This is a genomic window from Rubricoccus marinus (assembly GCF_002257665.1).
In the GTDB taxonomy this organism is placed as follows: Bacteria; Bacteroidota; Rhodothermia; order Rhodothermales; family Rubricoccaceae; genus Rubricoccus; species Rubricoccus marinus.
This window is the reverse complement of sequence record NZ_MQWB01000001.1, coordinates 2,767,100-2,791,167: the sequence shown is the minus strand read 5'-3', so window position 1 is coordinate 2,791,167 and position 24,068 is coordinate 2,767,100. Positions and strand designations below refer to the sequence as shown.

At 70.7% G+C, this 24,068-nt stretch carries 15 protein-coding genes; 8 read left to right on the top strand and 7 right to left on the bottom strand.

Translation table 11 applies throughout. From position 1 onward, the window contains the following. Positions 1–2: 2 nt before the first annotated feature. The 5 genes from BSZ36_RS11735 to BSZ36_RS11720 all read right to left on the bottom strand — a co-directional run bounded on the left by BSZ36_RS11735 (position 3) and on the right by BSZ36_RS11720 (position 7,451). Positions 3–1,181: an ArsA family ATPase gene (locus BSZ36_RS11735; RefSeq protein WP_094549159.1), complete on the bottom strand. Its 1,179-nt coding sequence runs from the start codon at positions 1,179–1,181 to the stop codon at positions 3–5. A 25-nt stretch (positions 1,182–1,206) separates the two neighbouring features. Next, complete coding sequence (locus BSZ36_RS19445; RefSeq protein WP_179271161.1) at positions 1,207–1,356, bottom strand: hypothetical protein; 150 nt, start codon at positions 1,354–1,356, stop codon at positions 1,207–1,209. Beyond that, entirely contained in the window at positions 1,337–3,892 is a 2,556-nt protein-coding gene (locus tag BSZ36_RS11730; RefSeq protein WP_094549157.1) for a metallopeptidase domain-containing protein, read from the bottom strand. Before BSZ36_RS11730 ends, BSZ36_RS19445 begins: the two co-directional genes overlap by 20 nt. Positions 3,893–4,134: 242 nt before the next feature. Beyond that, positions 4,135–6,699 carry a serine/threonine-protein kinase gene (locus tag BSZ36_RS11725; protein ID WP_094549155.1) on the bottom strand — a complete coding sequence of 855 codons (2,565 nt, stop codon included), beginning with the start codon at positions 6,697–6,699 and terminating at the stop codon, positions 4,135–4,137. Between the two features lie 188 nt (positions 6,700–6,887). Then, entirely contained in the window at positions 6,888–7,451 is a 564-nt protein-coding gene (locus tag BSZ36_RS11720; RefSeq protein WP_218827654.1) for a sigma-70 family RNA polymerase sigma factor, read from the bottom strand. Between the two features lie 189 nt (positions 7,452–7,640). Here BSZ36_RS11720 and BSZ36_RS11715 point away from each other — a divergent pair, with 189 nt between their 5' ends. Beyond that, on the top strand, positions 7,641–11,987 hold the full coding sequence (locus tag BSZ36_RS11715) for a DUF7619 domain-containing protein (RefSeq protein ID WP_094549151.1): 4,347 nt from the start codon (positions 7,641–7,643) through the stop codon (positions 11,985–11,987). 109 nt (positions 11,988–12,096) lie between these two features. Further along, on the top strand, positions 12,097–14,271 hold the full coding sequence (locus BSZ36_RS11710; RefSeq protein WP_094549149.1) for a T9SS type A sorting domain-containing protein: 2,175 nt from the start codon (positions 12,097–12,099) through the stop codon (positions 14,269–14,271). Positions 14,272–14,352: 81 nt separating this feature from the next. Here the strand turns inward: BSZ36_RS11710 and BSZ36_RS11705 are convergent, their stop codons facing one another. Together BSZ36_RS11705 and BSZ36_RS11700 are read right to left on the bottom strand one after the other, a co-directional pair. Continuing rightward, positions 14,353–15,147, bottom strand: a complete 795-nt coding sequence (locus BSZ36_RS11705) for a LytR/AlgR family response regulator transcription factor (RefSeq protein WP_094549147.1) — start codon at positions 15,145–15,147, stop codon at positions 14,353–14,355. Continuing rightward, positions 15,140–16,333 carry a sensor histidine kinase gene (locus BSZ36_RS11700; RefSeq protein ID WP_094549145.1) on the bottom strand — a complete coding sequence of 398 codons (1,194 nt, stop codon included), beginning with the start codon at positions 16,331–16,333 and terminating at the stop codon, positions 15,140–15,142. The genes BSZ36_RS11705 and BSZ36_RS11700 overlap by 8 nt, the downstream gene beginning before the upstream one ends. A 312-nt stretch (positions 16,334–16,645) precedes the next feature. Between BSZ36_RS11700 and BSZ36_RS11695 the strand changes: the two genes are divergently transcribed. The 6 genes from BSZ36_RS11695 (at position 16,646) to BSZ36_RS11670 (ending at position 23,959) form a co-directional block, all read left to right on the top strand. Next, on the top strand, positions 16,646–17,260 hold the full coding sequence (locus BSZ36_RS11695) for a hypothetical protein (RefSeq protein ID WP_094549143.1): 615 nt from the start codon (positions 16,646–16,648) through the stop codon (positions 17,258–17,260). Between the two features lie 211 nt (positions 17,261–17,471). Further along, positions 17,472–18,761 (top strand): protein kinase domain-containing protein, encoded by a 1,290-nt coding sequence (locus BSZ36_RS11690; protein WP_094549141.1) that lies wholly within the window; start codon positions 17,472–17,474, stop codon positions 18,759–18,761. Then, positions 18,762–20,129, top strand: a complete 1,368-nt coding sequence (locus BSZ36_RS11685; RefSeq protein ID WP_094549139.1) for a PP2C family protein-serine/threonine phosphatase — start codon at positions 18,762–18,764, stop codon at positions 20,127–20,129. A gap of 34 nt (positions 20,130–20,163) precedes the next feature. Continuing rightward, on the top strand, positions 20,164–21,063 hold the full coding sequence (locus BSZ36_RS11680; RefSeq protein ID WP_094549137.1) for a peptidase associated/transthyretin-like domain-containing protein: 900 nt from the start codon (positions 20,164–20,166) through the stop codon (positions 21,061–21,063). Then, entirely contained in the window at positions 21,060–22,403 is a 1,344-nt protein-coding gene (locus BSZ36_RS11675; RefSeq protein ID WP_094549135.1) for a PEGA domain-containing protein, read from the top strand. The genes BSZ36_RS11680 and BSZ36_RS11675 overlap by 4 nt, the downstream gene beginning before the upstream one ends. A gap of 164 nt (positions 22,404–22,567) precedes the next feature. After that, positions 22,568–23,959, top strand: coding sequence for a serine hydrolase domain-containing protein (locus tag BSZ36_RS11670; protein ID WP_094549133.1), 1,392 nt, complete (start codon positions 22,568–22,570; stop codon positions 23,957–23,959). The last annotated feature ends 109 nt before the right edge of the window (positions 23,960–24,068 follow it).

Here is a 24,068-nt window from a genome sequence, read left to right as displayed (position 1 = left end):
CCCTACGCCTCGCTCCCGACGGCCTCTGGCGCGAAGTGCGCTTTGAGCCAGCCGTCCTCCACCTCGGCGCCCGCGAACTTGTAGTAGCTCAAAAACGCGGGCAGCGTCACATTGCGCCGCTGGTTGGCGATCTGCACGACGAGCGTGTCGCCAAAGTGCTCGGCCTCGACGCTTCCCGGATCGGCGCCCGGCACGTGCACCTCCACGCGGTACGCGTCGCCAGAGGCCTCCACTTTGTAGGCGGGCTCGGCGTGGTAGACGGCCGCGGGGTCGCGGTCGGCATAGAGCCCCTCGCCGATCTCGCGCAAGAGGTCCAGGCCGAAGACCTCACGGCCGAGGTGCGGCACGCGCATTACGGGCAACGGCGCGAACGTGGTTTCGATCTCTTCCAGGTAGCCCGTCTGGGCCTCGACGTAGCGCTCCATCACGCCGCCCTCGTCCTCGGGGATGATCCGGTTAACGATGGCCGCGTCCACGCCGTAGCCGTAGAGCTGGAGGTAGGTGTAGGCGCGGCGGGCCTCCTGGATCACCATCTTCTCCGGGTTCATCACCAGGCGCGCGCTCGTAATGGACGTGTCTTGCAAGACTTCCTGGATCTCGGCCAGCTTGCCGAAGAGCCAGTCCAGTTCCTCGTAGCCCTTATCGAGCGGGATTCCGGTCGTTTTGCGGAGCGCGAAGCCGACGGTCTTAAAGGCCGTCTTCTGAAACGGGAACGCCTTCTGGAGCCACCACTGCGTGACCTGCGGGAGCGTGAGCAGCGTCAGCGTCTCGCCGGTCGGCGCCGCGTCCAGCACGATCACGTCGTAGTCGCCCTCGCGGTAGAACTTCTCCAGCCAGAGCAGCGCCGAGCCCTCGCCCATGCCAGGCAGCGCCGCCATTTCCTCGGCCGCCACGGCGTCGGCGCCCTGCCAGCGGAGGACGGTCCGCACCAGCTCGCGCATGTTGCCCCAGTACTTCCGCATGGAGTAGTACATGTCCACCTCTTGCGCCCACAGGTTCTCCGTGATCTCGACGGGCTCCGGCCCGAGCGGGCGGTCCAGCGCGTCCGCGAGCGAGTGCGCGGGGTCGGTGCTCATCACGAGCGTTTTCTGGCCTCTGGCGGCGCAGGCGAGCGCCGTGGCGGCGGCGCAAGTCGTCTTGCCGACGCCGCCTTTGCCGGTGAAGAGGAGGATGCGGGGCATGGGTACGGGCGGTGGTGCGCCCGACCTATGCGCCAGAGGCGGCCCGGTTGCCGCGCTGCGGCGTCCTCACTGCGGATTCGCCAGAGGCCTCTGGCGGGGTAGGCCTCTGGCGGGGTAGGCCTCTGGCGGGGTAGGCCTCTGGCGGGAGCCGAGCCTTAGTTCTGCTTCTGCCCACGGCGGACCGGAGGGCGCACTGGCACCCGTGGGCGCACCGGCACGCGTTGGAGCACCCGCGGGTCCACCTGCAGCAGCGGCGTGTGTTGCGAGGGCGGGAGCTCCATGTACCGGTCGGTCGGGACGGCGCCAGAGGCGCCGGGGAGCGCCCCTTCGGGCACCGCCGGGGCGGACTCCGAAAGGGTCACGCCGTCGAGGGAGAGGCCGTCGAGGACGAGCGGGCCGAGGCGGCGCGGATCGAGTACCAGCGGTGGGAGGTTCACCTGCGCGGCCGGGATCTGGAGGCGGAGCCCGTTGCTCCGCTGCGCGGCGGAGCGCGTGGCGCCGCGGGGGGCGACGACGAGCTCGTAGCGCCCCGCGGGCGTACCGGCGGGGATCGTGAGGACCGCCCGGCTCGGCGCCCAGGCCGTCATGGTGACGGGGCGGACGCTGCCGTCGGCGGCGACGAGGGCGGCCTCGGCGCCAGAGGCCACGCCGAACGAGCCGTCCACGCCGAGCGCGGAGCCGGCGGCGACGGTCGGGTACTCCTCGGTGAGGAAACCGGGGACGCGGAGCCGGTCGAGGCGGTAGGCGAGCGGGGTGGAGGCGTCGCGCCACTGGAGGAGCGCGCCGTTGGAGGTACGAGACGTGGGGCCGGACTGCAAACGGAGGCCGGTGTCGGTGCCGTCCATCCAGCGGAGCGTCATTTCGCCGTCGCCGGGGCGGAGAAACCGCGGCCTGCCAATAAGGCCCGTCGTGGGGTCGATGACGCCTAGTCCGCGCGTGGCGGCCTCTGGCGCGTGGTCCTCCGCCCACAGGTAGCGGCCGGCGCGGTCGCCGGCTTTGGTCACCGTCGTCAGCACGTTGTTGGCGTCGGTGGTGACGTGCCAGACGGCGAAGCCCATGTCGGAGACCGACCCGTCAGGGTTGCGGGGGCAGGCGTTGTTGGGTAGCCCGGACCCGGGGCACGAGGGGAACGGCGTGCGGAACTCGACGAGGAAGTACTCCTGCAAGCCTCTGGCGGGGTCGTAGAACGCCAGAGGCCGCTGGAGTTCGGCCACGCTTACGCCCTGCGCCGTGAAGCCCCGCATGCCTCCGGCCTGGCGCTGGGCGTCCGAGAGCGGCACGAAAAGAGGCTGTGCCCATCCGAAGCGGGCGCGGTGCCACGGGTCGAGCTGCATGAGTCCGTCGTCGCCTCGCATCGCGGCCATGATGGTGGCGTTCTGGTTGTGGCAGCCGTAGCACGGGCCGTACACGTCGATGCCGCCCCAGGTGTGGAGCATCTCGTGCATGAGCCCGGCGAGCGTGGTGTTCTTGGCCACCATCAGCACCGCGAGCTCCACGTCGACGCCGTCGAGGCGGAGCGCGCCGATGGCGTTGTACTGCCCGTCCAGCCAGTAGCCGCTGGTGGTACCCATCTGCCCTCCGATGCCAGGGTCGGCACCGAAGCGCATGATGACGAGCTCGGAGCTGTCCACGCGGCCGTCGCCGTTGGCGTCGTAGCGGTTGAACCGGACGGTGCGGTCGATGAGCTTGAGCACGCGCGTGCGGCCGTAAATATCTGCCGCGTCCACGCCGTCGCCGTCCACGTCGTACACGTCCAGCGAGTACCCGTACTCATCCTGGAAGCCTCTGGCGTCGTTGTCGCGCAGCGCGCGGAGGGCGTCGTTGCCGTTGACGAGCTGCTGGAACGTGACGCGGTCTCGGACGACGGGCGTGAACTCGGGCACCCACGCAAACTTGTTGTCACTGACGCGGCGCATGGCGGCCTCCAGGCTGAGCGGGTCACGCGGGTTCGCGAAGGCGGCGTAGCGCGCGAGGTCCTCCGGCCCGAAGTCCATGTCCGCGAACGCGATCGGCGCGAGGACGAGCGGCGTCGTGAAGCGCGGGCGGGCGCGGGCGAGCACGTCGTCCGGGCGCGTTCCTCGCTCGCTGGGCTGGAGCGGCCGCCACGCGCCGTAGCCGATGCCCGCGAGAGAGGCGACGTGGGCGCGGCTTGCCTCCGTCCCGTCGGCCTCTGGCGGGTAGACGTAGCCTTCCACACGGTAGACGCGGTGCTGGGCAAGCGACGGCACCGCGGCGCCGGGCGTGCCACGCAGCGCCAGAGGCACGCGAGGGTCCGTGGTGACCGCGTTGTCGCTCGCGGCCGGGTTCCAGAGGCTGACCAGCGGGATCGTGCCCACGCGCGGCTGGTCGAAGATGTAGCCCTCGAGGCGGAAGCGGCGGTAGCCGCCACGCTCCGCCACGGCCGTGTACTGCGGGTCGGTCGTCTGGAAGTTGTCGGTCCGGCCCGGGTGCCAGAAGCTGTAGAGTGGGACGGTGCCCGGCGGCTGGGGCCGGTCCGGGTTGAAGACCTGCCCCTCAATGCGGACGAGCTCGTAGCCCGAGCCGCCGCCGTCGCGGTTCCTCGTGCCGACGGTGGTGCCGCGCGACGGGTCGCTCGACGTGAAGTGATCCGTACGGGTCTGGCTGTACCAGGTACCTAGAGGGAGGAGCTGAGGCTGGGCGGCGGCCGATGCTGAGAACAGGAGGCCGCAGGCGAGGCAGAGAGCGCGCATGGCAAGCAGGGAAGGAGAACAGGCGCACCGGGGAAGGGTGCACCTCTACCTACTGGAAATCGCCTGGTGGCCCGTCGCCTCTGGCGCAGCGGTCGACGATTCCGGCGCCGCCGTTGCCGCCAGAGGCCCTGATGGAGCCGGTGCGGGCGGCACGGCTGGCCTCACCAGCGGCATCGCGGGTCCGCCTCTGAAGTCGGCCTCTGGACCGAGGCGCCGGACCGGGACCGCCAGAGGCTTGGGGATTACCCCGCAGTTGCGCGGCTTGACAGGGCGTTGCGCAGGCGCTCGCGCGCCGCCCGCGTCTCCTCGGCGGCTGGACCCGGCTTCGTCTGCAACTGCGCGAGACCTGTGCGCATCAGCCGGATGCCTTCCTCGGTTCGCCCCGCGCGGACCAGCGCCGAGCCGAGCAAGCTCTGGATCGACGCGCGGTCCGGGTGATCCTCGGGTAGGGATGCCTCCGCGCCCGCGAGGGCTGTCCGAAGCTCGCGCGCGGCCTCGGGTGCGCGGCCTCTGGCGAGAAGGATCTCGCCCAGCGCCGACCGAGCGTCTGCGACCCGCGGGTGGTCGTCTCCCAGCTCCGCCACGCGGGCGATCCGGAGGGTTTCGCGCGCCATCTGCTCGGCCTCGGGCAGGCGGTTCTGCTTCAGCCGGAGGCGGGTGACGCGCAGCGTGGCGCTCATCACGCGTGGGTGGTCGGGGCCGAGAAGCGAGCGGAAGAGGTCCATGGAGCGGACCACGGCGCGGTCCGCGTCGTCCAGGCGCCCGAGGCCGGTCAGCGCCGCGCCGAGCCCGCCGAGCGCCGTCGCTTCGTACTCCGACGAGTCGCCAGCGGCCACGCGCGCGGTGCTCGCGGCTTCGCGGAAGACGCGCGCGGCGGCGTCGAAGCGGTTCAGGTCGTAGTACACCGAGCCGAGGTTGTTCAGCGCCACGACGACTCTCGTGTTCGAGGAGCCGAGTTCCTCGCGGTAGACCGCCACCTGCTCTTCCATGCTCTGCGCGGACTCGTCCAACCGGCCGAGGTCGGCGAGGACCACCGCCACGTTGCCCATCGAGGCCGCCATCTCGACGCGGTCAGGCTCGTCTGCCGAGCGCCACACGTCGACGGCCCGCTGGTGGAGCGCCAGCGACTCGTCGAGGTCGCCATCGAGGTACCGGACGTACCCGACGTTGCCGAGGATGCTGCTCAGGTCGTCTGCTCTGAGCGTGCCATTCCGCTCAGCGCCTGCGAGCACAACGCTGAGGATGGAGTCTGCGCTCGCGTAGTCCCCCTCGAACAGGGCGAGCATCCCCAACTCGTTCTGCGCCAGAAGCGTCTCGTCGGCCGCCGCTCCAAACCGACCCATGCGGAGCGCGATCGCACGCTCGATCTGCAGTTTCGCCTTGTCGAACACGCCGAGTTGGCGGAACGTGACGCCGAGCGTCAGGCGCAGCGTCGCCTCCACCTCGGGCCGCTCAACGAGCCCGGAGTCCAGGTCGGCAATCGCCTTTTCCAGAAGAGGCACCACCCGGGCATCGACGCCCTCTTCGCGGGGGTCTGCGGCTTCGATGAGGCCCACGAGGAAGTCGCTCACGGCTTCGGCCGTCGCGGCCTCCGTTCGCGCCGCGTTGGCCTGCCATGCCGTCCCCGCCAGGCCGCCGATGAGCGCCACCGCCACCGCTACCGTACCGACCACGCCGACGCGGTGGCGGCGAACAAAGAGGCGCGCGCGATAGGCCCGAGAGGCGGGGCGCGCCGTGATCGGGATGCCGTCGAGGTGCCGCTGGAGGTCCTCGCCGAGCGCCGCCGCGGACGCGTACCGGCGCGCCGGATCCTTTTCGAGCGCCTTCGCCACGATCGTGTCCAAATCGCCCACAATCGCGCGACGGTCCGAGGCGGGCGCGACGCTCGACGCCAGAGGCGCCGGGGTCTCGCAGACGATCCGCTCGGCCTCGGCCGCCGTCACGCCGGAAAGGTCGTACGGCCTCTGGCGCGCCAGCACTTCGAAGAGGAGGACGCCCAGCGAGTACACGTCCGTGGCCGTGGTGATGTCGGCGCCGTTTAGCTGCTCCGGCGCGGCGTAGGCGGGCGTGAGGGCGCGAGGCGCCGTGAGGAGGGCTTCGCCTCCGTCCCGTTCGAGCAGAGACGCGACGCCGAAGTCGAGCAGCTTTACCTGCCCGTCCGCTGCCACGTGCAGGTTGGACGGCTTGATATCGCGGTGGATGACGAGCCGACCGTGCGCGTAGGCCACTGCCGAGCAGGCGTCGATGACCAGGCGCACCCGTTCCCGCACCGGCAGGTCGCGCGCCGCCTCGGTGATGGGTGCTCCGTCGACGAGCTCCATCGCGAGGTAGGGGATGCCGTCGGGCGTGACGCCGCCGTCGTAGAGCCGCGAGATCCCGGGGTGCTCCAGGCGCGCCAGGATCTGCCGCTCGGCATTCAGACGGTCCGCGAGGCTCTCGCTCTCCGTGAGCACGGCCGCTGGCGAGAGAAGCTTGAGCGCCACATCGCGCGCGTAGGCGCCGTCCGCTCGCGCGGCGTGGTAGACCGCGCCCATGCCCCCTTCGCCGATCTGCTTGACGATGCGCCAGGGGCCGACGGATTGCCCTGGAGCATGCGGGCGCCGGAAGGGCCCTTCTAGGACGGGCGTGTCGAGAAAGCCGCCGCTCGGCTGGTTCGCGGGGCCGTGGGAGCGGAGAAGCGCAGAGGCCGCGCCTCGGACGAGCGGATCGGGTTCCGCGAGGAGGGCCGCGCCGCGCTCCTCCTCGCTACGCGCAACCAGTTCAAGAAACAGATCGGTGGCGCGGCTGTGGCGTTCGGCCTCGGTCATAGGGGAGGGGGGGCAACCACGCGTGCCACCGTCCGCCCGCGTTTGGATGTGTGGGGAGGGTCCGGGGACCTCCTGGAATCGTGACCTCGCTAAATACCGAACGGTGTCCGATCTGCCAGCCGCGCGAGCAGAAGTGAGCACGCGCCACCCTCATGTTGGGGCTGGCCTCTGGCGACGGGTGCCGTCCACTACGACGCCAACGCGAGGTGGAGCCAGGCGCGGGCGGACGTCCAGTCCCGCTCCACGGTGGCGTGGGACAGCCCGAGGATATCGGCTGTCTCCGGGATGGTGAGGCCGACGAAGTAGCGAAGCTCCACCACCTGCGCCTGCCGTCCGTTCAGGGTGGCGAGCCGGGTCAGCGCCTCGTCCAGCGCGATGAGCGGCGCGGCCATCTCGGGCGCGGCGACCAGGGCCTCGTTCAGCGCCAGAGGCTGAAGCCCGCCGCCGCGCTTTTCGCTGTTCTGCTTGCGCGCGTGGTCCACCAGCACCTCACGCATGGCGCGCGCCGCCACACGGAAGAAGTGCTGCCGGTCGGCAAACCCGTGGCTCTGCGCAGCGCTGCTGCCTCTGGCGAGCTTCTCGTAAGCCTCGTGGACCAGCGCCGTCGTGTTGACCGTCTCGCCAGAGGCGCGGTACCGCCGCTGCTGGCGCGCGAGCGTGCGGAGCTGGTCATAGACGAGCGGGATCAGGTCGCGCAGCGCGCCCTCGTCGCCCGCCTGGGCCTGGTGGAGCAAAAGTGTGACGTCGCGCACAGAGGAGAGGGAGGGGCGTCCCATCATAACGGTGCGGGGGAAAAGACCGGCTCACGCCAGCGGCCTCGGGCGGCGGGACCGCGATCTGCCACCTCTGGCGCGATGCAGAAAAACGTCAGGGCCGTGAGGCGATCCGGCCTGGGAATACGGACTAGAGGACGTGGCCCTTTCCCCGCCTCCTCCAGACGCATGTCTCGACTTCTGTTTCTCGCCCTCGCCTGCCTCGCCCTCGCCTCTGGCGCCCACGCCCAGACCTGCTCCACCGAGTGGGAGAACCCCGTCGATGGCGACTGGGATGACCAGACCAAGTGGACGAACGGTGTCCCTACCGGCTCCACGAGTCCCGGCGGCGCAGATCCCTGCATCACGGTCCCCGGCACCTACACCGTCACCCTTCGGCCAGACGACCGGGCCAACCCCATTCTCTCCACGCTGACCGTCGGTGGCGCCAGCGGCACGCAGACGTTCGTCATGGGCGGCTACATCCGCACGACCGACGTGACCATCCGCGCCAGAGGCCGTATGGAAATCATCCCGCGGACAGTTGCGGGGGCGTTCGGGGGGCTCGATGCCAGCGGGATCGTCCTGGTAGAGGGGTTCTTGAGCATGAACCACAACCGCGTGTTCCTGACCAACCGGGGCTCGCTGGAGGTGGCCTCTGGCGGCACACTGCGTGGCACGAACGCCGCGCGCCTCGGTGGCCCGAACGGGACGTTCACCATCCGGGGCACGCTTGAGCTTGCGGATAACGCCCGCATCGACGCCCGGACGGAGGTGCTCGGCGGGACCGTCCGCGTCACCAGCGGAGAAGGCCAACTCTTCGTTACTGGCGGAGGCATCCTGCAGAACGCGACGCTGGACGCGGCTTCTGGTGCGACGCTCATAGCGAGCGGCAATTACGACGTCGAAGGCACGCTCTCCGGCAGCCCCGATGGGGAGGTGTACTTCTTCCGATCCACGCTCACGGCCGAGGCCTCTGGCGTGACGCTGAACATGACCGGGACCGGCCTGCGGTTCGGTCTCGCTAGTGGCGCGAACTTCACGACGATCCTAACGGGCGGGCCCGTCCTGAACACCGGCCGGCTCGTGTTCGCTCAACCCAACTTTTTTAGCCGCATCCGAGGTACGACGCTCACCAACGAGGGCACGCTCGAGTTGGAGGGCGACGCCGGATTGGCCGATGGCGCAGTCATCCGCAACCGCCCGGGCGGGGTCATCCGGATGTATGAAACGCAGTTCTTCCAGAACCCCAACAACAGTGTGGTACGGGTGGAGAACGCGGGACTGCTCGTGCGCGAGGACACCGGGCCAAACGAAGCGTCCGCCCGCTTCGTCAGCGTGACACTGGAGAGCCTGCCGGGCTCGGAAATCCGCGTGCTCGGCAACTACTTGGACCTGGCAAGCGGACCGAACGCCGACACGCTCCCACCGGGCATGACGCTGACGGGCAACGGAATGCTTCGGCTGGCCGGTTTGCCCATCCGCAGCACCTACAGTCCGGGCACGGAGGCCAATCCCATTGGGATGCTGAGGCCCCGAGGCTCTGACACCTTCGTGTTCGCCCCCGAGGCCATCACGATCCTCGACGTGGCGGCGAACGGAGTGAGTGATCGGATCTTCAATGCGCTCGATTTCCCGGCGAGCATCACGTTCGGCGGAACGCTGCGCGTCCGCGTGCAGCCAGGATTTAGGCCCGCCATCGGAGATGTGTGGCCGATCGTCGTCAACCAGGGGAGCACGGTAACTGGCGCGTTCAGTAGCGTGGAGATAGAGGGCGGCCCGCCCGAACTCTCCTTCGTTGTGGACACGTCCCAGCCCGGCTCCGCCTTCTTGCGCGCTGTCGCGAGCGCCTCGGTGAGCGCGCCGGTGGCCTCAGCGCCCGAGGGCACGCCTCTGGCGTTCGTGCTCACGCACCCCGCTTCGCCAGAGGCCTTCACCATCAACGTCGAGACCGGCGGCACGGCGACGCTCTTTGAGGACTACACGCTCAGCGCCACGCGCGGAACAGTCCGCGCGCGGCCCAACACGACGCAGACGACCGTCCAAGTCTTCCCGCGCCGCGATGCCAATGCCTCGGAGGGCGATGAAATCGTGACGCTTCGCATCGTGCAGGGCCTGGACGCGGCGCCGGGCGCCTCGCCAGAGGCCTCCGTCACCATCACGGACGGCCCGTCCAACACGGCCCTGGCGCTCGATGCCATCACGCCCGCCCGAGGCGGAAACATCGGCAGCGTCACGCCGACCGTCTTCGGCACCGGCTTCGGACCCGACGCCACGCTGCGGCTCGTGCGTGGCGGGACGAGCATCGAGGCCTCTGGCGTGGCTGTCGCAACTGGGGCTTCTGGCGCCAGCGGCCAGTTCGACCTCGCGGGCGTCGCGCCGGGGACGTACGATCTGGAGGTGACGAGCGGTGGCAGCACCGAGACGCTTCCCAACGCGTTTCAAGTGGTAGAAGGCGTCCGCGCCGCGCCGGTCTGGGTGGAGGTGACCGGGACGCCCACGCCGCGCGTGGGCCGCTGGAGCACCTACACGATCCACATGGGCAACGACGCCGACGTGGACCTCTACGACATCGGCCTCCTCGTCCGGATCACCGCGGGCATCCCGTTCGAGTTCCTGGAAGGCATCCGGGACTACAACGGCACGCCAGCCTCCGAACTGGACGTCGCCATCGACGTGGACGACGCGCAGGTGGTGCCGCTCTACTTCCACAAGCTCCCGGCGCGGTCCTCGGGATCGTTCCGCGTCCGCGTCCTCGCGGCGCCACCGGTGACGGACGGCGACGGCGTGGGCGTGGCGGCCGAGCTGTACCCGCCGGACCTGACGCGCGCCTCCACCTACACAGGCGTTCTGGACACGAACGAACTGCCGTACAACTTCGGCCTCCTCGCAGGCGCCTTCGAGGTCATGACGTTCGAGTTTCCCCCGCCAGATGGCAACCCGCGGACCCTGGCCCCGTCCGGTGCGCCGTGGGCCTCTGGCGCAGCCAAGCGAGACGACAGCTTTGGACCCTACTGGGACCGCGATAAGCCCATCGAGGACTACACGGACGAGCAGATCTTCGACGAGTACGACACGGCCGGGCGGTTCAACGAGTGGTACGGAAACGACGTTGAGCCACAAACGCAGACGACCGTAGAGAACTACGCGGGGTGGGCCGTCGCGCCCATTGCACAGGAGGCGGCGATTGCCAAAGGCTACTCCCTCGTCGCGGGTTCGGCCATCATCGTCTCGGGTGTGCTGACCGCGTGGACCATTCGCAGCTACGGGCTCAAGGCCCACCAGATTCTGTGTAGCCGCGGCATCCCGCTGCCAGAAGAGTGCATCGAGTACCTCGCGAGCCAGGGCATCACCTACGATCCCAACACCGGCTTCGAGACGCCGTTCGCCGGCGGCAAGGCCGGGGGCTCTCGCGACCCGAACGACAAGTACGGTCCCATCGGCGAGGGCGGGCAGCGCTACTACAATCCCACCGAGCCCTCGGCCTACACCATCGCGTTCGAGAACCTGGCGACGACCAGCTTCCCGGCACAGGAAGTCGTGATTGTGGACTCGCTGGACGTGAACGCCTTTGACCTGTCCACCTTCTCCTTCGGTCCGATCCGCTGGGGAGCCTCTGGCGTGGTCACGCCCCCGCCGGGCACGAAGAGCTTTGAGACGGAGGTCAACCTCATGCCGGATTTCAACGCGACTCTCCTGATTACAGCGGCACTGGACGAGGCCACAGGCCGTGTGGAGTGGCACTTCGCGACGCTGGATGTCACGACAGGCGACCTTCCGGAAGACGGGCTGGTCGGCTTCCTTCCGCCCAACGTCACCTCGCCAGAGGGCGAAGGCAGCGTCGGCTTCACGGTGCAGGTGCGCGACGACCTGGCCTCTGGCGCGACGGTGGAGAACCGCGCGGAGATCGTCTTCGATGTCAACGAGCCTATCGTGACGCCGGTCTGGAGCAACACGCTGGACCGCGTGGAGCCCGTCTCGAGCGTGCAGCCTCTGGCGGGAACGGAGTCCAGCCCTCTCACTCTCACGCTCAACGGCAGCGACTCCGGTTCAGGCGTTGAGTTTTACAACGTCTACGCCTCCAAGGACGGCGGCCCGTTCCGGCTCGCCGGTGTGAGCACGAACGGCACGTTCGAGTTCGAGGGCGAGAACGGGAGCCGTTACGGCTTCTTCTCGGTCGCGCAGGACTTCGTGGCGAACACCGAAGGCCCGAAGACCGAAGCGGAGGCGACCACGATGGTGGCCGTGGCGAGCGACGGCGCCCCTGCCGGGCCTCTGGCGCTAACGCTGGAGGCGCCGCGGCCCAACCCCGCCAGAGGCCTCGTGCGGCTCCGCTTCGGCCTGCCGAGCGCAGGGGCCGCGAGCATGCGCGTGCTGGACGCCCTCGGCCGCGAGGTTGCCGTGCTGGCCGCTGGCGAGGCAGCGGCGGGCTGGCACGTCGCCGAGTGGCAGCCAGACGTGGCCTCTGGCGTGTACGTGGTGGAGCTGCGCGCGGGCGACGCGGTGCAGGTGCGTCGCCTGACGGTCGTGCGGTAGCGCCGCACGCGTCGCCTCTGGCGCCAGAGGCGACGCGTGCCGGGATGAGCCGATCCAGAGGCCGATCTCGATTGAAAGGCAGACTTCCTGTTCCCCGGACCCCAACCCGATGCGCATTGCTGCCCTTCTCGCTCTCCTCTTGGTGAGCGTGCCGCTCGCCGCTCAGCCGCTCCTCTCGCGCTACTCCGTGCGGAGTCCCAACAGCCAGCCCAACGGCTTCTTCGGCCGCGTTATCGAGACCATCGGGGACGCCGATGGCGACGGCGTGCAGGACTTCCTCGTCGGCGCGTACAACGAGGATCCGACCGGCTCGCTCAACAACATCGGCCGGGCCTACTACTTCAGTGGGGCGGATGGCTCCGTTATCCGCACCTTCGACTCGCCGAACGCGCAGGCCAGCGGCTTCTTCGCCGTCTCGGCGGCAGCGGCAGGGGACGTGAACGGCGATGGCACGCCGGACTTCCTGGCTGGGAGCTACCACACCGTAAACGGCCTGACCGTAGCAGGCCGGGCGTACCTCATCAGCGGAGCGGACGGCGCCACGCTCCGCTCGTTCGAGTCGCCGGACCCGGAGCGGGACGGCTTCTACAGCTTCAACGTCGCCGCTCCCGGCGATCTGGACGGCGACGGCATCGGCGACTACGTGATCGGGGCCCCGAGCGAGGACGTCGTGGTCGGGGGCAACACCGTCGTGGATCACGGCGTGGCGTACGCCTACAGCGGCGCCGACGGCTCGCTGCTCTGGACCTCGACGCCGCAGACGCAAGAGGCCTCGATCTTCTACGGCCGCGTGGCCTCGGTCGGCGGCGACCTCAACGGCGACGGCACACCGGACCTCATCACGAGCGCCGTGCAGGCGACCAGTTCGGTCGGGCTTCAGACCGGCCTGGCCTACGCCGTGAGCGGCTCCGACGGGAGCATCCTCTACCAGATGGAATCCGGCAACGCCGCGTTCAACAACTTTGGCGGCTTCGGCTGGAGCATCACGGGCCTCACGGACCTGGACGGCGACGGCGTCCGCGACATCGGCGTCGGCGCGCCGTACGAGGGCGTGGCCGGGACGCACGTGCGGGACGGCAGCGTGTCGTTCTTCAGCGGGGCCTCTGGCGCGAGCTTCGGCACCTACTTCGAGGAAGAGCGGCAGGCCGAGCGCCTGTTCGGGTGGACGGTGCGGGAGATCGGCGACCTCAACGGCGACGGCGTGCCCGAGATCGGCGTGAGCGCGCCGAGCCAGTTCAGCGCCTACCAGGACCGCGGCGGCATCTTCGCCGACCCGTTCGCGGGCGCGCTCTTCATCACGAGCGGGTCCGACATCGGAATGGCCTCCGCCGAGGACATCGCGGAGGTCTACCCGACCCTCCCGGACTTCCCCACGCAGTTCCGCTGGCGCTTCGGGGAGACCTTCGCCGCGCTCGGTGACACCGATGGCGACGGTCTGCCGGAGATCGCCGTGGGCGCTCCCAACCAGGGGACCAACATCGGCTTCGTCGGGGTGTTCTCCGGCGCCAGCATCCTCGCGATCTCGGACGTCGACGTGTCTGCCGAGGACGAGCAGCCCATCGGCGGCGACGGCACGTACGGATTCGCCAGCACGGCCGCGAGCTTGGTGTTGAACACCGTCTCGACGCTGCGTGGGGACGAGGCTGCGGAAACGCTCGCGGCGGGCAACGGCACGTCGATCCGCGTCCGGCGGCACGCCAGCCCGCCCAACGGAACCGAGGGCATCGCGGAGGCGGAGGTGGCGGGCTACCGCTGGACGTTCACGAGCGACGGCCCGCTCTCGTTCGGCACCACGAGCGAGGCCCGGTTCCAGCTCTCCGAGATCCCCAACTCGCAGGTCGTCGACCCCGGCGGCATCGTCGTCTACCACCGCGCGTCCATCGGCGGCGGCGCGTTCGAGGCGCTCCCGACGAGCTACGACGCCGCCAGCGGCCAGATCGTGGCGACGGGGTTCACCACGCTCGGTGAGTTCGCCTTCGCCAGTGACACGAACCCACTGCCCGGCGAGCCCGGCGCCGGGGCCTCTGGCGTGGCGGTCCGCGCCTTCCCCAACCCCGGTTCGGACGCGATGACGGTCGCCGTCATGGCGCCAGAGGCAGGCGTGGTCCGCGCGACGGTCCACGACGCGCTCGGCCGCGAGGTGGCGCTCCTGCACGACGGGCCTCTGGCGGCAGGCGAGCAGCTTCTGCCGCTCGACGCCCGGACGCTGTCGCCGGGCGTGTACATGCTTCGGGTGACCACGCCGGAGGCGACGGTCACGCGGCGGCTTACCGTCGTTCGGTAGCGCCAGAGGCCTCGGGCGGGAGCGGAGTTCCGGGTTCGTGGTGGGTCCGGTGACCGCTCCCGCCGCCTCTGGCGCCAGAGGCTAGACCTCCATGCCCAGCCCTCGCGCGAGGTCATCGCGGCGGCTGCGGCTGACCTTGAGGCGGCGACCGTCGTGGAGGCGCACGGCGTAGTCCCCGCCGGCGGCGGTGAGCAGCGCCGCCACGCGGTCCAGGCGAACGATCGTGGAGCGGTGGATGCGCATGAACAGCGCCGGGTCCAGGCGCTCCTCCAGGGTTTGCATCCTCTCGCGAACCACGTGCACGTCCTCGCCGGCGTGGATCTCGGCGTAGGCGCCGTCGGCCTGGATAAAGTCCACCTCGGTGAGCGGGACGACGCGGATCTGGCCGCGCATCTCGACGGCGAGGCGCTCCAGGTACTTCGGCGCGGGGGGCTGGGCCTCTGGCGCGGGGGGCGCGCCGCCGAGCAGGCCGAGCAGCTTCTGGCGCAGGCCGTCGACCTCGCGCAGGCGCACGCGGTCGCGGACGCGGCGGAGCGTCTCGCGGAAGCGATCATCCTCGAAGGGTTTCAGCAGGTAGTCCAGCGCGTGCACGTCGAACGCTTCGAGCGCGTGCTGGTCGTAGGCGGTCACGAACACCGTCGCGGGCATGTTCGCGGCGCCGACCTCGCGGACGACGTCGAGGCCGGTGAGGCCGGGCATCTGCACGTCGAGGAAGACTACGTCGGGCGCGTGCTCGGCGAGCGCGGCCACGGCCTCGCGGCCGGTAGAGGCCGTGCCGACAACGGTGATGTCGGCCTCTGGCGCGAGGAGGTCGAGAAGGCGCTGCCGCGCCAGGGGCTCGTCGTCGACCACGAGGACGCGGAGGGAATCAGCCATGGAGCACGAGGTCGTCTGCGGTGTGGAAGGGGAGCATAACGCGAGCTTCGGCGCCGCCGTCGGCACCCGCGCCGAGCTCGAGCGAGGCGGCGCGCCCGTAGAGCGCGTCCAGCCTCTGGCGCGTGTTGCGCAGCCCGAGGCCGCCACTACGCGGCGCGGTGCCGGTGGCGCCAGAGGCGCTATCGTCCGTGGCGCCGCCGCGCGCTTCGGCCGACGGGCCGGGGCCGTTGTCGCGCACGGTGAGGACGAGCGAGCCGCCCTCGCGCTGGGCGCTGACAACGATCCGCCCGCCCGCGTCTTCTCGCCGGCTCACCCCGTGCTGGACGGCGTTTTCCGCCAGAGGCTGGAGCACGAGGTTGGGCACGAGGGCGTCCAGCGTGCCGTCCTCGATGTGCTCCTCCACGTCTAGGCGGCCCTGGAAGCGGACGCGCTGCACGTCGAGGTAGTCGCGGAGAAAGGCGAGCTCGTCGCGCAGCGTGACCTCGTGGCGGTCGCCGCCGTCTAGCACGCGGCGCAAGAGGCTGCTCAGCCGCGCGATCATCGTGCGCACGCCCGCCGGGTCGCGCTCGACAAGCGCGCTCACGGCGTGGAGCGTGTTGAAGAGGAAGTGCGGGTTGAGCTGCATCCGGAGCGCCGAAAGCCGGGCGTCGGCGAGTTGGGCTTCCAGCCGGGCCGTGTGCGTCTCGCGCTCGCGCAGTCGCGCCAGGGCGTCGCGCGCGAAGCCGGCGGCGAGGATGGCGACGGAGATCACCATCTCGTCCACGAACCGCAGCCGCGTGATGATGCCCTCTAGGCCGGGCTCCCACTGCCGCGGCCCGCCGCGCCGTCGGAACCGCCGTTCCAGGATCTCCTCGGGAAAAAAGGCTGCGAACAACGACTGCCGCGCCCACTCCACCGCGATGGCGGCCACGAGGACGACGCCGAGGTACAGCAGTGCACGCCGCACGCGCACGCCGGAGGCCATCGGGAAGCGCTCGGTCACGGCGAAGACGCCGAGCGTGATCAGGCTCCACAGCCCGTACTCGGCCAGCGTCACGATCAGGCTCGCGGTGCTCGTGGCGACGGGGCCACGGGGGTCCAGCGAGCGCCGGACGAGGGCGAGCGCGCCCAGGAGCACCCAGAAGCCCACCACGAGGAGGACTTCCGACGTGCGGGACCAGGGGGGCGGGGCGGAGGTTCGGCGCATCTGCGCAACCTATCGCGCGGGGAGCGCCTCTGGCGAAGGGCTCGTGCCTGCGCGCGTGCCGTTGGTGACACGGTCGTGCATCTCGTGCTGAGGGCCTGGCGTGGGGCGTCCAAATCGGCCCAGGCGCGCTCTGTGAGGCGGTTTGGTTCGCGCCGAAGGGTTCGTGTCGGCGCCCGTGCAGCCGGTGACACACGAGTGCATCTCGCGCCAGAGGCCGAACCAAAGGGCGGCTCTCGTTCGATTCTAGCTCCGAGCCCGGCGCAAGAGGCCTCGTGCCAGGCTCGCCCCCGTACCACTCAACCACGCATTCCGATGACACGCTTTCTCCGATTCGCGGCCCTGGCCGCTCTCTTTGTCCTCCCCCTCTCGGCCTCCGCCCAGCGCGCCGCTGGCGAGCGCAGCGACCGCGCCGAACGCAGCCCCGAAGACCGCGCCGAGCGGCACCTCGAACGCCTCACCGAGCGCCTGAGCCTCACCGACTCGCAGGTCGCGATGGTCAAGGCCTCCATGAGCGGCGAGCGCACGGCCGGCTCGTCCTGGGACCTCGCCGCGCGCCTCGCGCCCACGCTTTCCGCCGCGCAGATGGAAGCCCTCAAGGCTCCTCGCCAGCGCGGTGAGCGCGGCGTCAGAGGCGAGCGCGCGCAGAACGGCGAGGCCTCTGGCGAGCGCGCCGAGCGCCGGCAGGAGCGCGAGACGCGCCGGGCCGAAAGCCAGGCCGCCCGTGACGCCGCCCTCGGCCTGAGCGCCGCGCAGAAGCAGGCGCTGGAGTCCGCCCGTTCTGAGCGTCAGGCGCTGCCCTCCGGCATGGCCGACGTGCTGACGGACGACCAGGAGGCCGTCCTCCTCGTTCACCGCGCAATCTCCGGACCCCGCGGAGCGCGTGGTGGCAAGGGCGGGCGCGGCATGCGCCGCGGCGGCCGTCGCTAGATCCTTCTCGCGCCGTTCTCTCCGCCTCCCGCGAACAACTCGCGGGAGGCGGAGCCGTGTCTGGCCTCTGGCGCCAGAGGCCTTGGCCGGCGGAAAAGGGGACACATGAGCCAAAGGCGCCGGCGTGACCGCCCGCACGCTCGGAGCCGGTAGAGATGGACGAGGACCCCGTTCAGCGCCGGAGCCCTACCTTCGTAGGCCCCTCCCATCTATGCCGTTTCCCCCTCGTCTATTCGCCCGCAGATGGAGCCTCTTGGCGCTGCTCGCGCTGGCAGCGCTCGGCCCCCCTGTGGCCGCGCAAGAGGAGGTGTACATGATCATCTCGACGGGCCAGGGCCGCGATAGCGCCGCGGTGTACATCAACGGCGAGTTCGAGGGCCTGACCGATTCCACGGGCCAGCTCGACGTGGACCTGGCGCCCGGGACGTACCGCATCCGGGCAGAGAAAGAGGGGTTCCTGACCGGCGAGCTGTCCTACGAGCAGCCCGCAGACGCGGTCACGAACTTTATTCCGGTTACGCTGGACCCCGAGCCGCCCCCGGCGCCAGAGGCCCCGCCGCCGAGCGAGGGCAACCACGTGCTCTTCGCCGGGCTCCTGGCCGTGTGCGGGCTCCTGGCGGCGGCCCTCGCCTACGCTGTCACGCGCAAGCGCAAGCACGAGAGCACCTTCGACCGCTACACCGTTCTCCGCACGCTCGGCCGCGGCGGCATGGCGACGGTTTTCCTGGCCAAGGACGGCGACGACGAGGTGGCGCTCAAGGTCATGGATTCGTCGCTGCTCGGCGATAAGGAGTTGGTCCGCAAGTTCCTGAAGGAAGGCGAGGTGCTCCAGACCATCGCGCAGATGGCGCCAGCGGCTCCGGTGGTGCGCGCGTTGCGCTACGGCCGCGAGAACGATGAGGAGAGCGGCCGCCCGTTCGTCGCGCTGGAGTACGTGCCGGGGGACACGCTGCTCACGTTCTGCCGCGACGCCGGGCGGATGCCGGCCGTTCAGGTGCTCGGCGTGGCGCGGCAAGTCTGCGAAGGCCTCGCCGCCGCCCACGATCAGGGCGTGTGGCACCGCGACGTGAGCCCGGACAACGTGCTCCTCGAAGAGGCCGGCGCCAGCGGCGACGCGCCTCTGGCGGTCAAACTCATCGACTTCGGCGTGGCGAAAAACGAGTACACGCAGGCCAAAACGCTCGACGGGTCCATCTCTGGCAAGCCGCCCTTTATGTCGCCCGAGCAGTGCCGCGGCGAGAACATCGACGGGCGCTCGGACCTGTACTCGGTCGGCGTGATGATGTACACGATGCTGGCGGGGCACCCGCCGTTTACCGACACCAACCCGCTGCTGGTCATGCGCTTGCACGAGACCGCTCCCGTCCCCCCGCTGCCGGACGACGTTCCTGTAGCGGTCTCCGACCTCGTAATGCGGCTCCTCAAAAAGGACCGCGCCGACCGCCCCGCGACGGCAGGCGACGTGGCAGCGGAACTCTCGGCGCTGGCGCGCACGAACTAGGTGAAGGTCCGGAGCTCATCGCCAGGGGCGCTCCCGCCCACCGACGTCGTCAGCGTGACGGGGCGGCGGGGCCACAACGAGGACGTGGGCCGCGTGCTCCAGGGCGAGGCTGCCGGCATGCCCGTCACCCTGCTCCTCGTCGCCGACGGCATGGGCGGGCACGCCCACGGTGAGGTCGCCTCGCGCCTCGCCGCCGACGCGCTCGAAGGCCTCTGGCGCCGCCTCCTCGCCGCGCTCGACGCGCCAGAGGCGGACTCCGAGGCCGTCGCGCGTGGCTTTTTGCGCGCGGCCTACGCCGAGGCCGAGCGCAAGATCGGGGTGGAGGGCGAGGGCAACGGCATGGGCACGACGCTGGTCGCCGCGCTCGTCTACGGGGAATGCGCCGTGCTCGCCAACATCGGCGACAGCCGCGCCTACCTCGTCCGTGACACGAGCGCCGAACTCCTCACCGACGATCACAGCGTCGTTGCGGACGCCGTGCGGCAAGGGGCGCTCACGCCAGAGGAGGCCGAGAAAAGCCCGTTCCAGCACGCCCTCACGCGCGCGCTCGACGGCTCCGGCGACGCCGACCCCGACCTGTACCCCGCCAGCGGCTGCATCCGCCTCGGCCCCGCCGCGGTCTTGCTGTTGTGCTCGGACGGCCTCTCGGGCGTGATGGAGCCCGCCGACTTGCACACGCACCTCACGCGCACGCCCGACCTCACGAGCGCCGCCCGCGCCCTCACTGCCAGCGCCCTAGACCGCGGCTCGCCGGACAACGTCACGGTCGCGCTTATCGAAGTCGGCACGCTTGCGCGGGCGGGCGGGCCGCCTCTGGCGACCGAGCGCGTGGACGCGCTGCTGGCCGAGGCGGAGCCCGCGCGCCCCGCCGAGCCTCTGGCGCCAGAGGCCGCGGCGCCGGCCCACGAGGTGCGCGCGAGAGAAACGCTAGGGCGGTCGCCATGGATGCTGGGCGCTCTGGCTCTCGTGCTGCTCATTATCGCTGCGTTTCTCTGGCTGCGGCGCGCCGAGGCGCCCCCGCCGCCAGCGCGCGTGCCTGCCGTGCGTGGACCAGCCCGCGCCGTGCCGTCGGCGTTCGAGCTCTCTCGCGACCGTACGGCGCTGACGTGGCGGATCTCCGGCGTCGCCACGCGGAGCGACTCCGTGCGCGTCACCGTCTCGTTCCCCGCCGATACCCTTACGCGGACCGTCGAGGTCGTCGGCGCCTCATTGCCTCTGGCGGAGGTCGCGAGCGCGTGGCCCGGCGGCGTGCTCGCGCGCGGCGACTACGTGTGGAAGGTGGAGGCGCGATCTCTTTCCGGCTCCCGGCTCCGCAGCGGCCCGGCGCCCCTTATCCTAGACGAGCCCGTCTACGCCTCGGGCGGCTGACCGCGTCGGCACGCCAGAGGCGCCCCCTCGCGCCATGACCGTTTTGGCCCTGCCCCGTTTCGCCCTGTTGGCGTGCGCCGCGCTTCTCGCCGCGAGCGCCGCTGCGGCCCAGGTGGCGCTGCCTGCCGAGGGCACGGTCACGCTCGTGGGCGAGCAGATTGAGGTGGACCTGGACGGCGCCGCCGAAGCGGCGATCGGCGCGCGGCTGCTGACCACCCGCGTCGTCGACATCGGCGGGCGCGAGGTCGGCGTGCTGACGGGCGTGTACCGCGTGGTCCGCGTCGAGTGGCCCCGGCTCCGCGCGATCCCGGACGCCGACGCCAGCGGCGACCTCCCCGGAGCGGACCGCGGCGACCGCGTGGCCTTGGAGACGCCCGGCGATCCCAGCGAGATCATCATCGTGAGCGATCCCGCGGACGCGCGCATTTCTTGGAACGGCCACCTGCTCGGCATGACGGGCGACACGCTCACGGTTGCCCCCGGCCCGTACTCCTTCACCTTTGAGCGGGCCGACTACGAGCCCTCCACGTTCGATTTCGAGGTGCCCATCGGGCAGATCCGCCAGGAGTCCATCTCGCTGGACCAGGCCGCTGGCGGCGACGTGCTCTACAACTCCGCCAAGGCCAAATTCGCCGCGTGCGACTTCGCCCGCGCCCGAGACCTCGCGAGTGAGGCCATCTCCGCCGGGCTCTCCGGCGAGGAGCAGGACGAGGCGTTTATTCTGTTCGAGGCCATGCGCCAGATCGCGCCCGCTGCCGAGCGCGCCCGCGCGCAACGCGCCAAGGAAAGCGACGTGTGCGACGCCGGCTCCGCGCTCCACCTCTTCGTCAAGGCCGAGGCCGCTGGCGACGGCGTGACGCGCAACCTCGCGTGCGACGACCTCCGCCGCGCGCTCCCTGATGATCCCCTCGTGCGCCAGAAGTGCCCCGGATGACCCGCGCCCTCTCTCTGCTCCTGGTGATGCTGTGTGCCGTTTCGGTGGCGCAGGCTCAGCGCGTGCACGGCCGCGTGGTGGGCATCCGCGGCAACACCGTCCAGGTGCGGATGTCGCCGGACCTGGACGTGAAACCGGGCGTGCGCGGGACGATCTACGGCAACGTGCGCGGGCGGCAGGGCATCATTGCGCGCATCCAGTCGGCGCGGAAGGCTGGCAACGTGTGGACCTGCGAGGTGACGCGGACGGCGCTCCGCATCCAGCCCGGACACACCGTCGCGTTTAGCGCGACTGTAACGCCGCCACCGCCGGCCGAGCCGGTCGCGCCGCCACCGCCGGGTACCATCGTGCTGGACGCCAACGTGCGCGAGGCGCTCGTGACCTCTGGCGGCGTGCGGATGGGCCGCACGGCGTACAGCCAGCGGTTCTCGCCGCGCAACGCGACGTTCTACATCCAGAAGCCGGGCTACGAGACCGAGCGCGTGGTCGTGGACATCCTCGCGGGCGAGACCACGCGGCGCGAGGTGACCCTCCGCGAGGTGCCCCGGCCTGTGGCCCCCGCGCCGGCCCCGACGCCAGAGGCCCGGGCCGACACGCTCGGCGCCGAGCCCGCACCGGCGCCAGAAACGGTGCAGCGCCTCGCCCCCGCGCCCGCCCGGGTGCCACCCCCCGGCACGCCGCCGCCGCCGGAAGACGACGCCGCGCTGACGGTCTACGTCAACCAGGACGACGTGGACCTCGTCATCAACGGGCTGCCCGTCCTCCGCATACGTGGGGAGACGCAGGCGACGGTCAACGTCGTGCCCGGCACGTACGACATCGCGGTGTACAAGGGCGGCTACTACGCCGTCGCGCAGCAGGTGACCGTCGGCGCGAAGGCGGAGCAAGCGCTCCGCTTCGACCTCGTCGAGGCCTCGGCCGCCATCTCGGTCAACAGCGTGCCGACGGGCGCCCGCGTCAAGCTGTCCGGCGTGGAGATCGGCACGACGCCGCTCATCATCCCGTACGCGCCGGGCCGTTTCGAGGTCACCGTCGAAGCCGACGGCTACCAGACGGCCTCGGACTTCGTCGTCGCGCAGCCCGACGAGGTGGCGGAGTTCGTCGTCGGCCTGGAGCCCGCCGTGGGCTGGGTCTTCGTCGGCGCCCCGCCAGAGGCCTCGGTCCGCATCGACGGCGTGTTCGTAGGCCGCGGCTCGCAGTCGCTGCGGCTCATGGCGGGCGAGTACAACGTGGAGGTCCGCGACGCGGGGCAGACGGTCCTGGAGCGCCGCGTGGAGGTCTTCGCCGGCGGCGAGGAGAGCCTGTCCGCCTCTGGCGCGGTTCCGCCACGTAGGCCATAAGCGGTTCGGAAATCACGCGCGCCAGAGGCCTCTGGCGCTTCTATGCCTCCGTCGTCTGCATCGCGAGAGGAGCGACTGGCACTACGAGCCGTGCGGGCGGCTACCAGGGGAGCAACTCGCGCGCGCCGGCGCGATCCTGATTACCTCTCTCGCTGTTCACTCGTATGACTCCGACGCGACTCCTCCCGCTCCTCATTCTATGCGGCTGCGCCGCCGCGCCTCTGGCGCCAGAGGCACCGGCCTCAGAGCGCGTTTCGCTAGAAGCCGCCACGCGTGAGGCCGCGCCGCCAGAGGCTATGCGCCCGTACCGCGCCGCGCGCCTGGACTCCGCCCTCGCTGCGCTCCACGCTGACGGCCTCTTCGACGGCGCGCTCGCCATTTCGGACGCCAGCGGCCGCGTCGTCTACCGCTACGCCTCTGGCGCGTACGAGGGCGATCTCGCGACGACGCGCACGCCGTTCTACCTCGCGAGCGTGAGCAAGGCCATGACCGCCGCCGCGGTCCTCACGCTTGCCGCCGAGGGCCGCGTGGACCTGGACGCGCCCGTGCAGACCTACCTCGATCCGTGGCCGTACAGGGACGTGACCGTTCGCCACCTCCTCAACCAGACCAGCGGACTCCACTTTCTGACCGCCGTCACGGCCCATCGCGACACCACGCGGCGCGTCACGACGGCTGACCTCCTCGGCATCGTTGCGCGCCAGAGGCCGGGGCTGGGCTTCGAACCGGGCGCGCAGTTCGACTACGACAACGCGAACTACGAGACCCTCGCGGCGCTGCTGGAAGCCGTGACCGGGAAGCGCTACGCCGAGGCGGTGCGCGAGCGCGTGACCGAGCCGGCCGGCATGCGCGACGCCACGACGGGCGCCTCTGGCGAGATCCCGTGGGCCGCCTGGGCGGGCGGCGGCGGCGACGCCATCAACGCATCGGCTGAGGACCTGCTCGCGTTCGACCACGCGTTCTGGAGCGGCGAGATCGTGCCTGAGGCATGGGTCCGCGCTGCGGCCGAGCCGCCGACGCTCGCGGACGGCTCCACTAGCCGCTACGTGTTCGGCCGCTTTGTCGAGACGTCTCCGCGTCCGCTTATCGGGCACTTCGGCGACGGCACGAGCAAGACGGCGCTGTACCGCGAGCGGGAAGGCGGTACGTCGCCGGGGACGACGTACGCGCTCGTGATGAGCCCACCGGGCATCCACCGGACGGCCATCTTCACGGCCATCATGGCGATCTGGAACGGCGAGCCGTTCGAGCTTCCTCAGGCGCGGCCGGTCGCCGAGGTGGCGCCAGAGGTGCTCGCGCGTCACGTCGGCAGCTACAGCTCCGGCATGGGTCTTCTCCACATCACGCTGGAGGACGGCCAGCTTCGGCTGGAGCCAGAGGGCGCCGGTGGCAGCGAGCCGCTACTCCCGGCGTCCGAAACCGTTTTCTACTTCGGCGGCCAGGACCTCACGTGGGAGTTCGTCCAAGACGCCAGCGGCCGGACGACGGGCCTCCAACTCCAGGGCAACCCGGAGACGCTCGGCCAGCGCGTGAGCGACACGCCGCCAGGGGAGTAAGGGCCTCTGGCGAGGCGCGGACTGCTGGCGATGCGGCGTGGGTACCTCTGGCGCCAGAGGATCGAGCCGGTTTGCTTCCAGTCCCCAGTCCCCAGTCCCCAGTCCCCAG

Excerpts from the sequence above, each read along its gene's own strand:
- BSZ36_RS11710 (WP_094549149.1), top strand. The coding sequence starts at position 12,097 with ATGCGCATTGCTGCCCTTCTCGCTCTCCTCTTGGTGAGCGTGCCGCTC.
- BSZ36_RS11730 (WP_094549157.1), bottom strand. The coding sequence starts at position 3,892 with ATGCGCGCTCTCTGCCTCGCCTGCGGCCTCCTGTTCTCAGCATCGGCC.
- BSZ36_RS11680 (WP_094549137.1), top strand. The coding sequence starts at position 20,164 with ATGACCGTTTTGGCCCTGCCCCGTTTCGCCCTGTTGGCGTGCGCCGCG.
- BSZ36_RS11725 (WP_094549155.1), bottom strand. The coding sequence starts at position 6,699 with ATGACCGAGGCCGAACGCCACAGCCGCGCCACCGATCTGTTTCTTGAA.
- BSZ36_RS11670 (WP_094549133.1), top strand. The coding sequence starts at position 22,568 with ATGACTCCGACGCGACTCCTCCCGCTCCTCATTCTATGCGGCTGCGCC.
- BSZ36_RS11705 (WP_094549147.1), bottom strand. The coding sequence starts at position 15,147 with ATGGCTGATTCCCTCCGCGTCCTCGTGGTCGACGACGAGCCCCTGGCG.
- BSZ36_RS11735 (WP_094549159.1), bottom strand. The coding sequence starts at position 1,181 with ATGCCCCGCATCCTCCTCTTCACCGGCAAAGGCGGCGTCGGCAAGACG.
- BSZ36_RS11695 (WP_094549143.1), top strand. The coding sequence starts at position 16,646 with ATGACACGCTTTCTCCGATTCGCGGCCCTGGCCGCTCTCTTTGTCCTC.
- BSZ36_RS11700 (WP_094549145.1), bottom strand. The coding sequence starts at position 16,333 with ATGCGCCGAACCTCCGCCCCGCCCCCCTGGTCCCGCACGTCGGAAGTC.
- BSZ36_RS11675 (WP_094549135.1), top strand. The coding sequence starts at position 21,060 with ATGACCCGCGCCCTCTCTCTGCTCCTGGTGATGCTGTGTGCCGTTTCG.
- BSZ36_RS11690 (WP_094549141.1), top strand. The coding sequence starts at position 17,472 with ATGCCGTTTCCCCCTCGTCTATTCGCCCGCAGATGGAGCCTCTTGGCG.
- BSZ36_RS11715 (WP_094549151.1), top strand. The coding sequence starts at position 7,641 with ATGTCTCGACTTCTGTTTCTCGCCCTCGCCTGCCTCGCCCTCGCCTCT.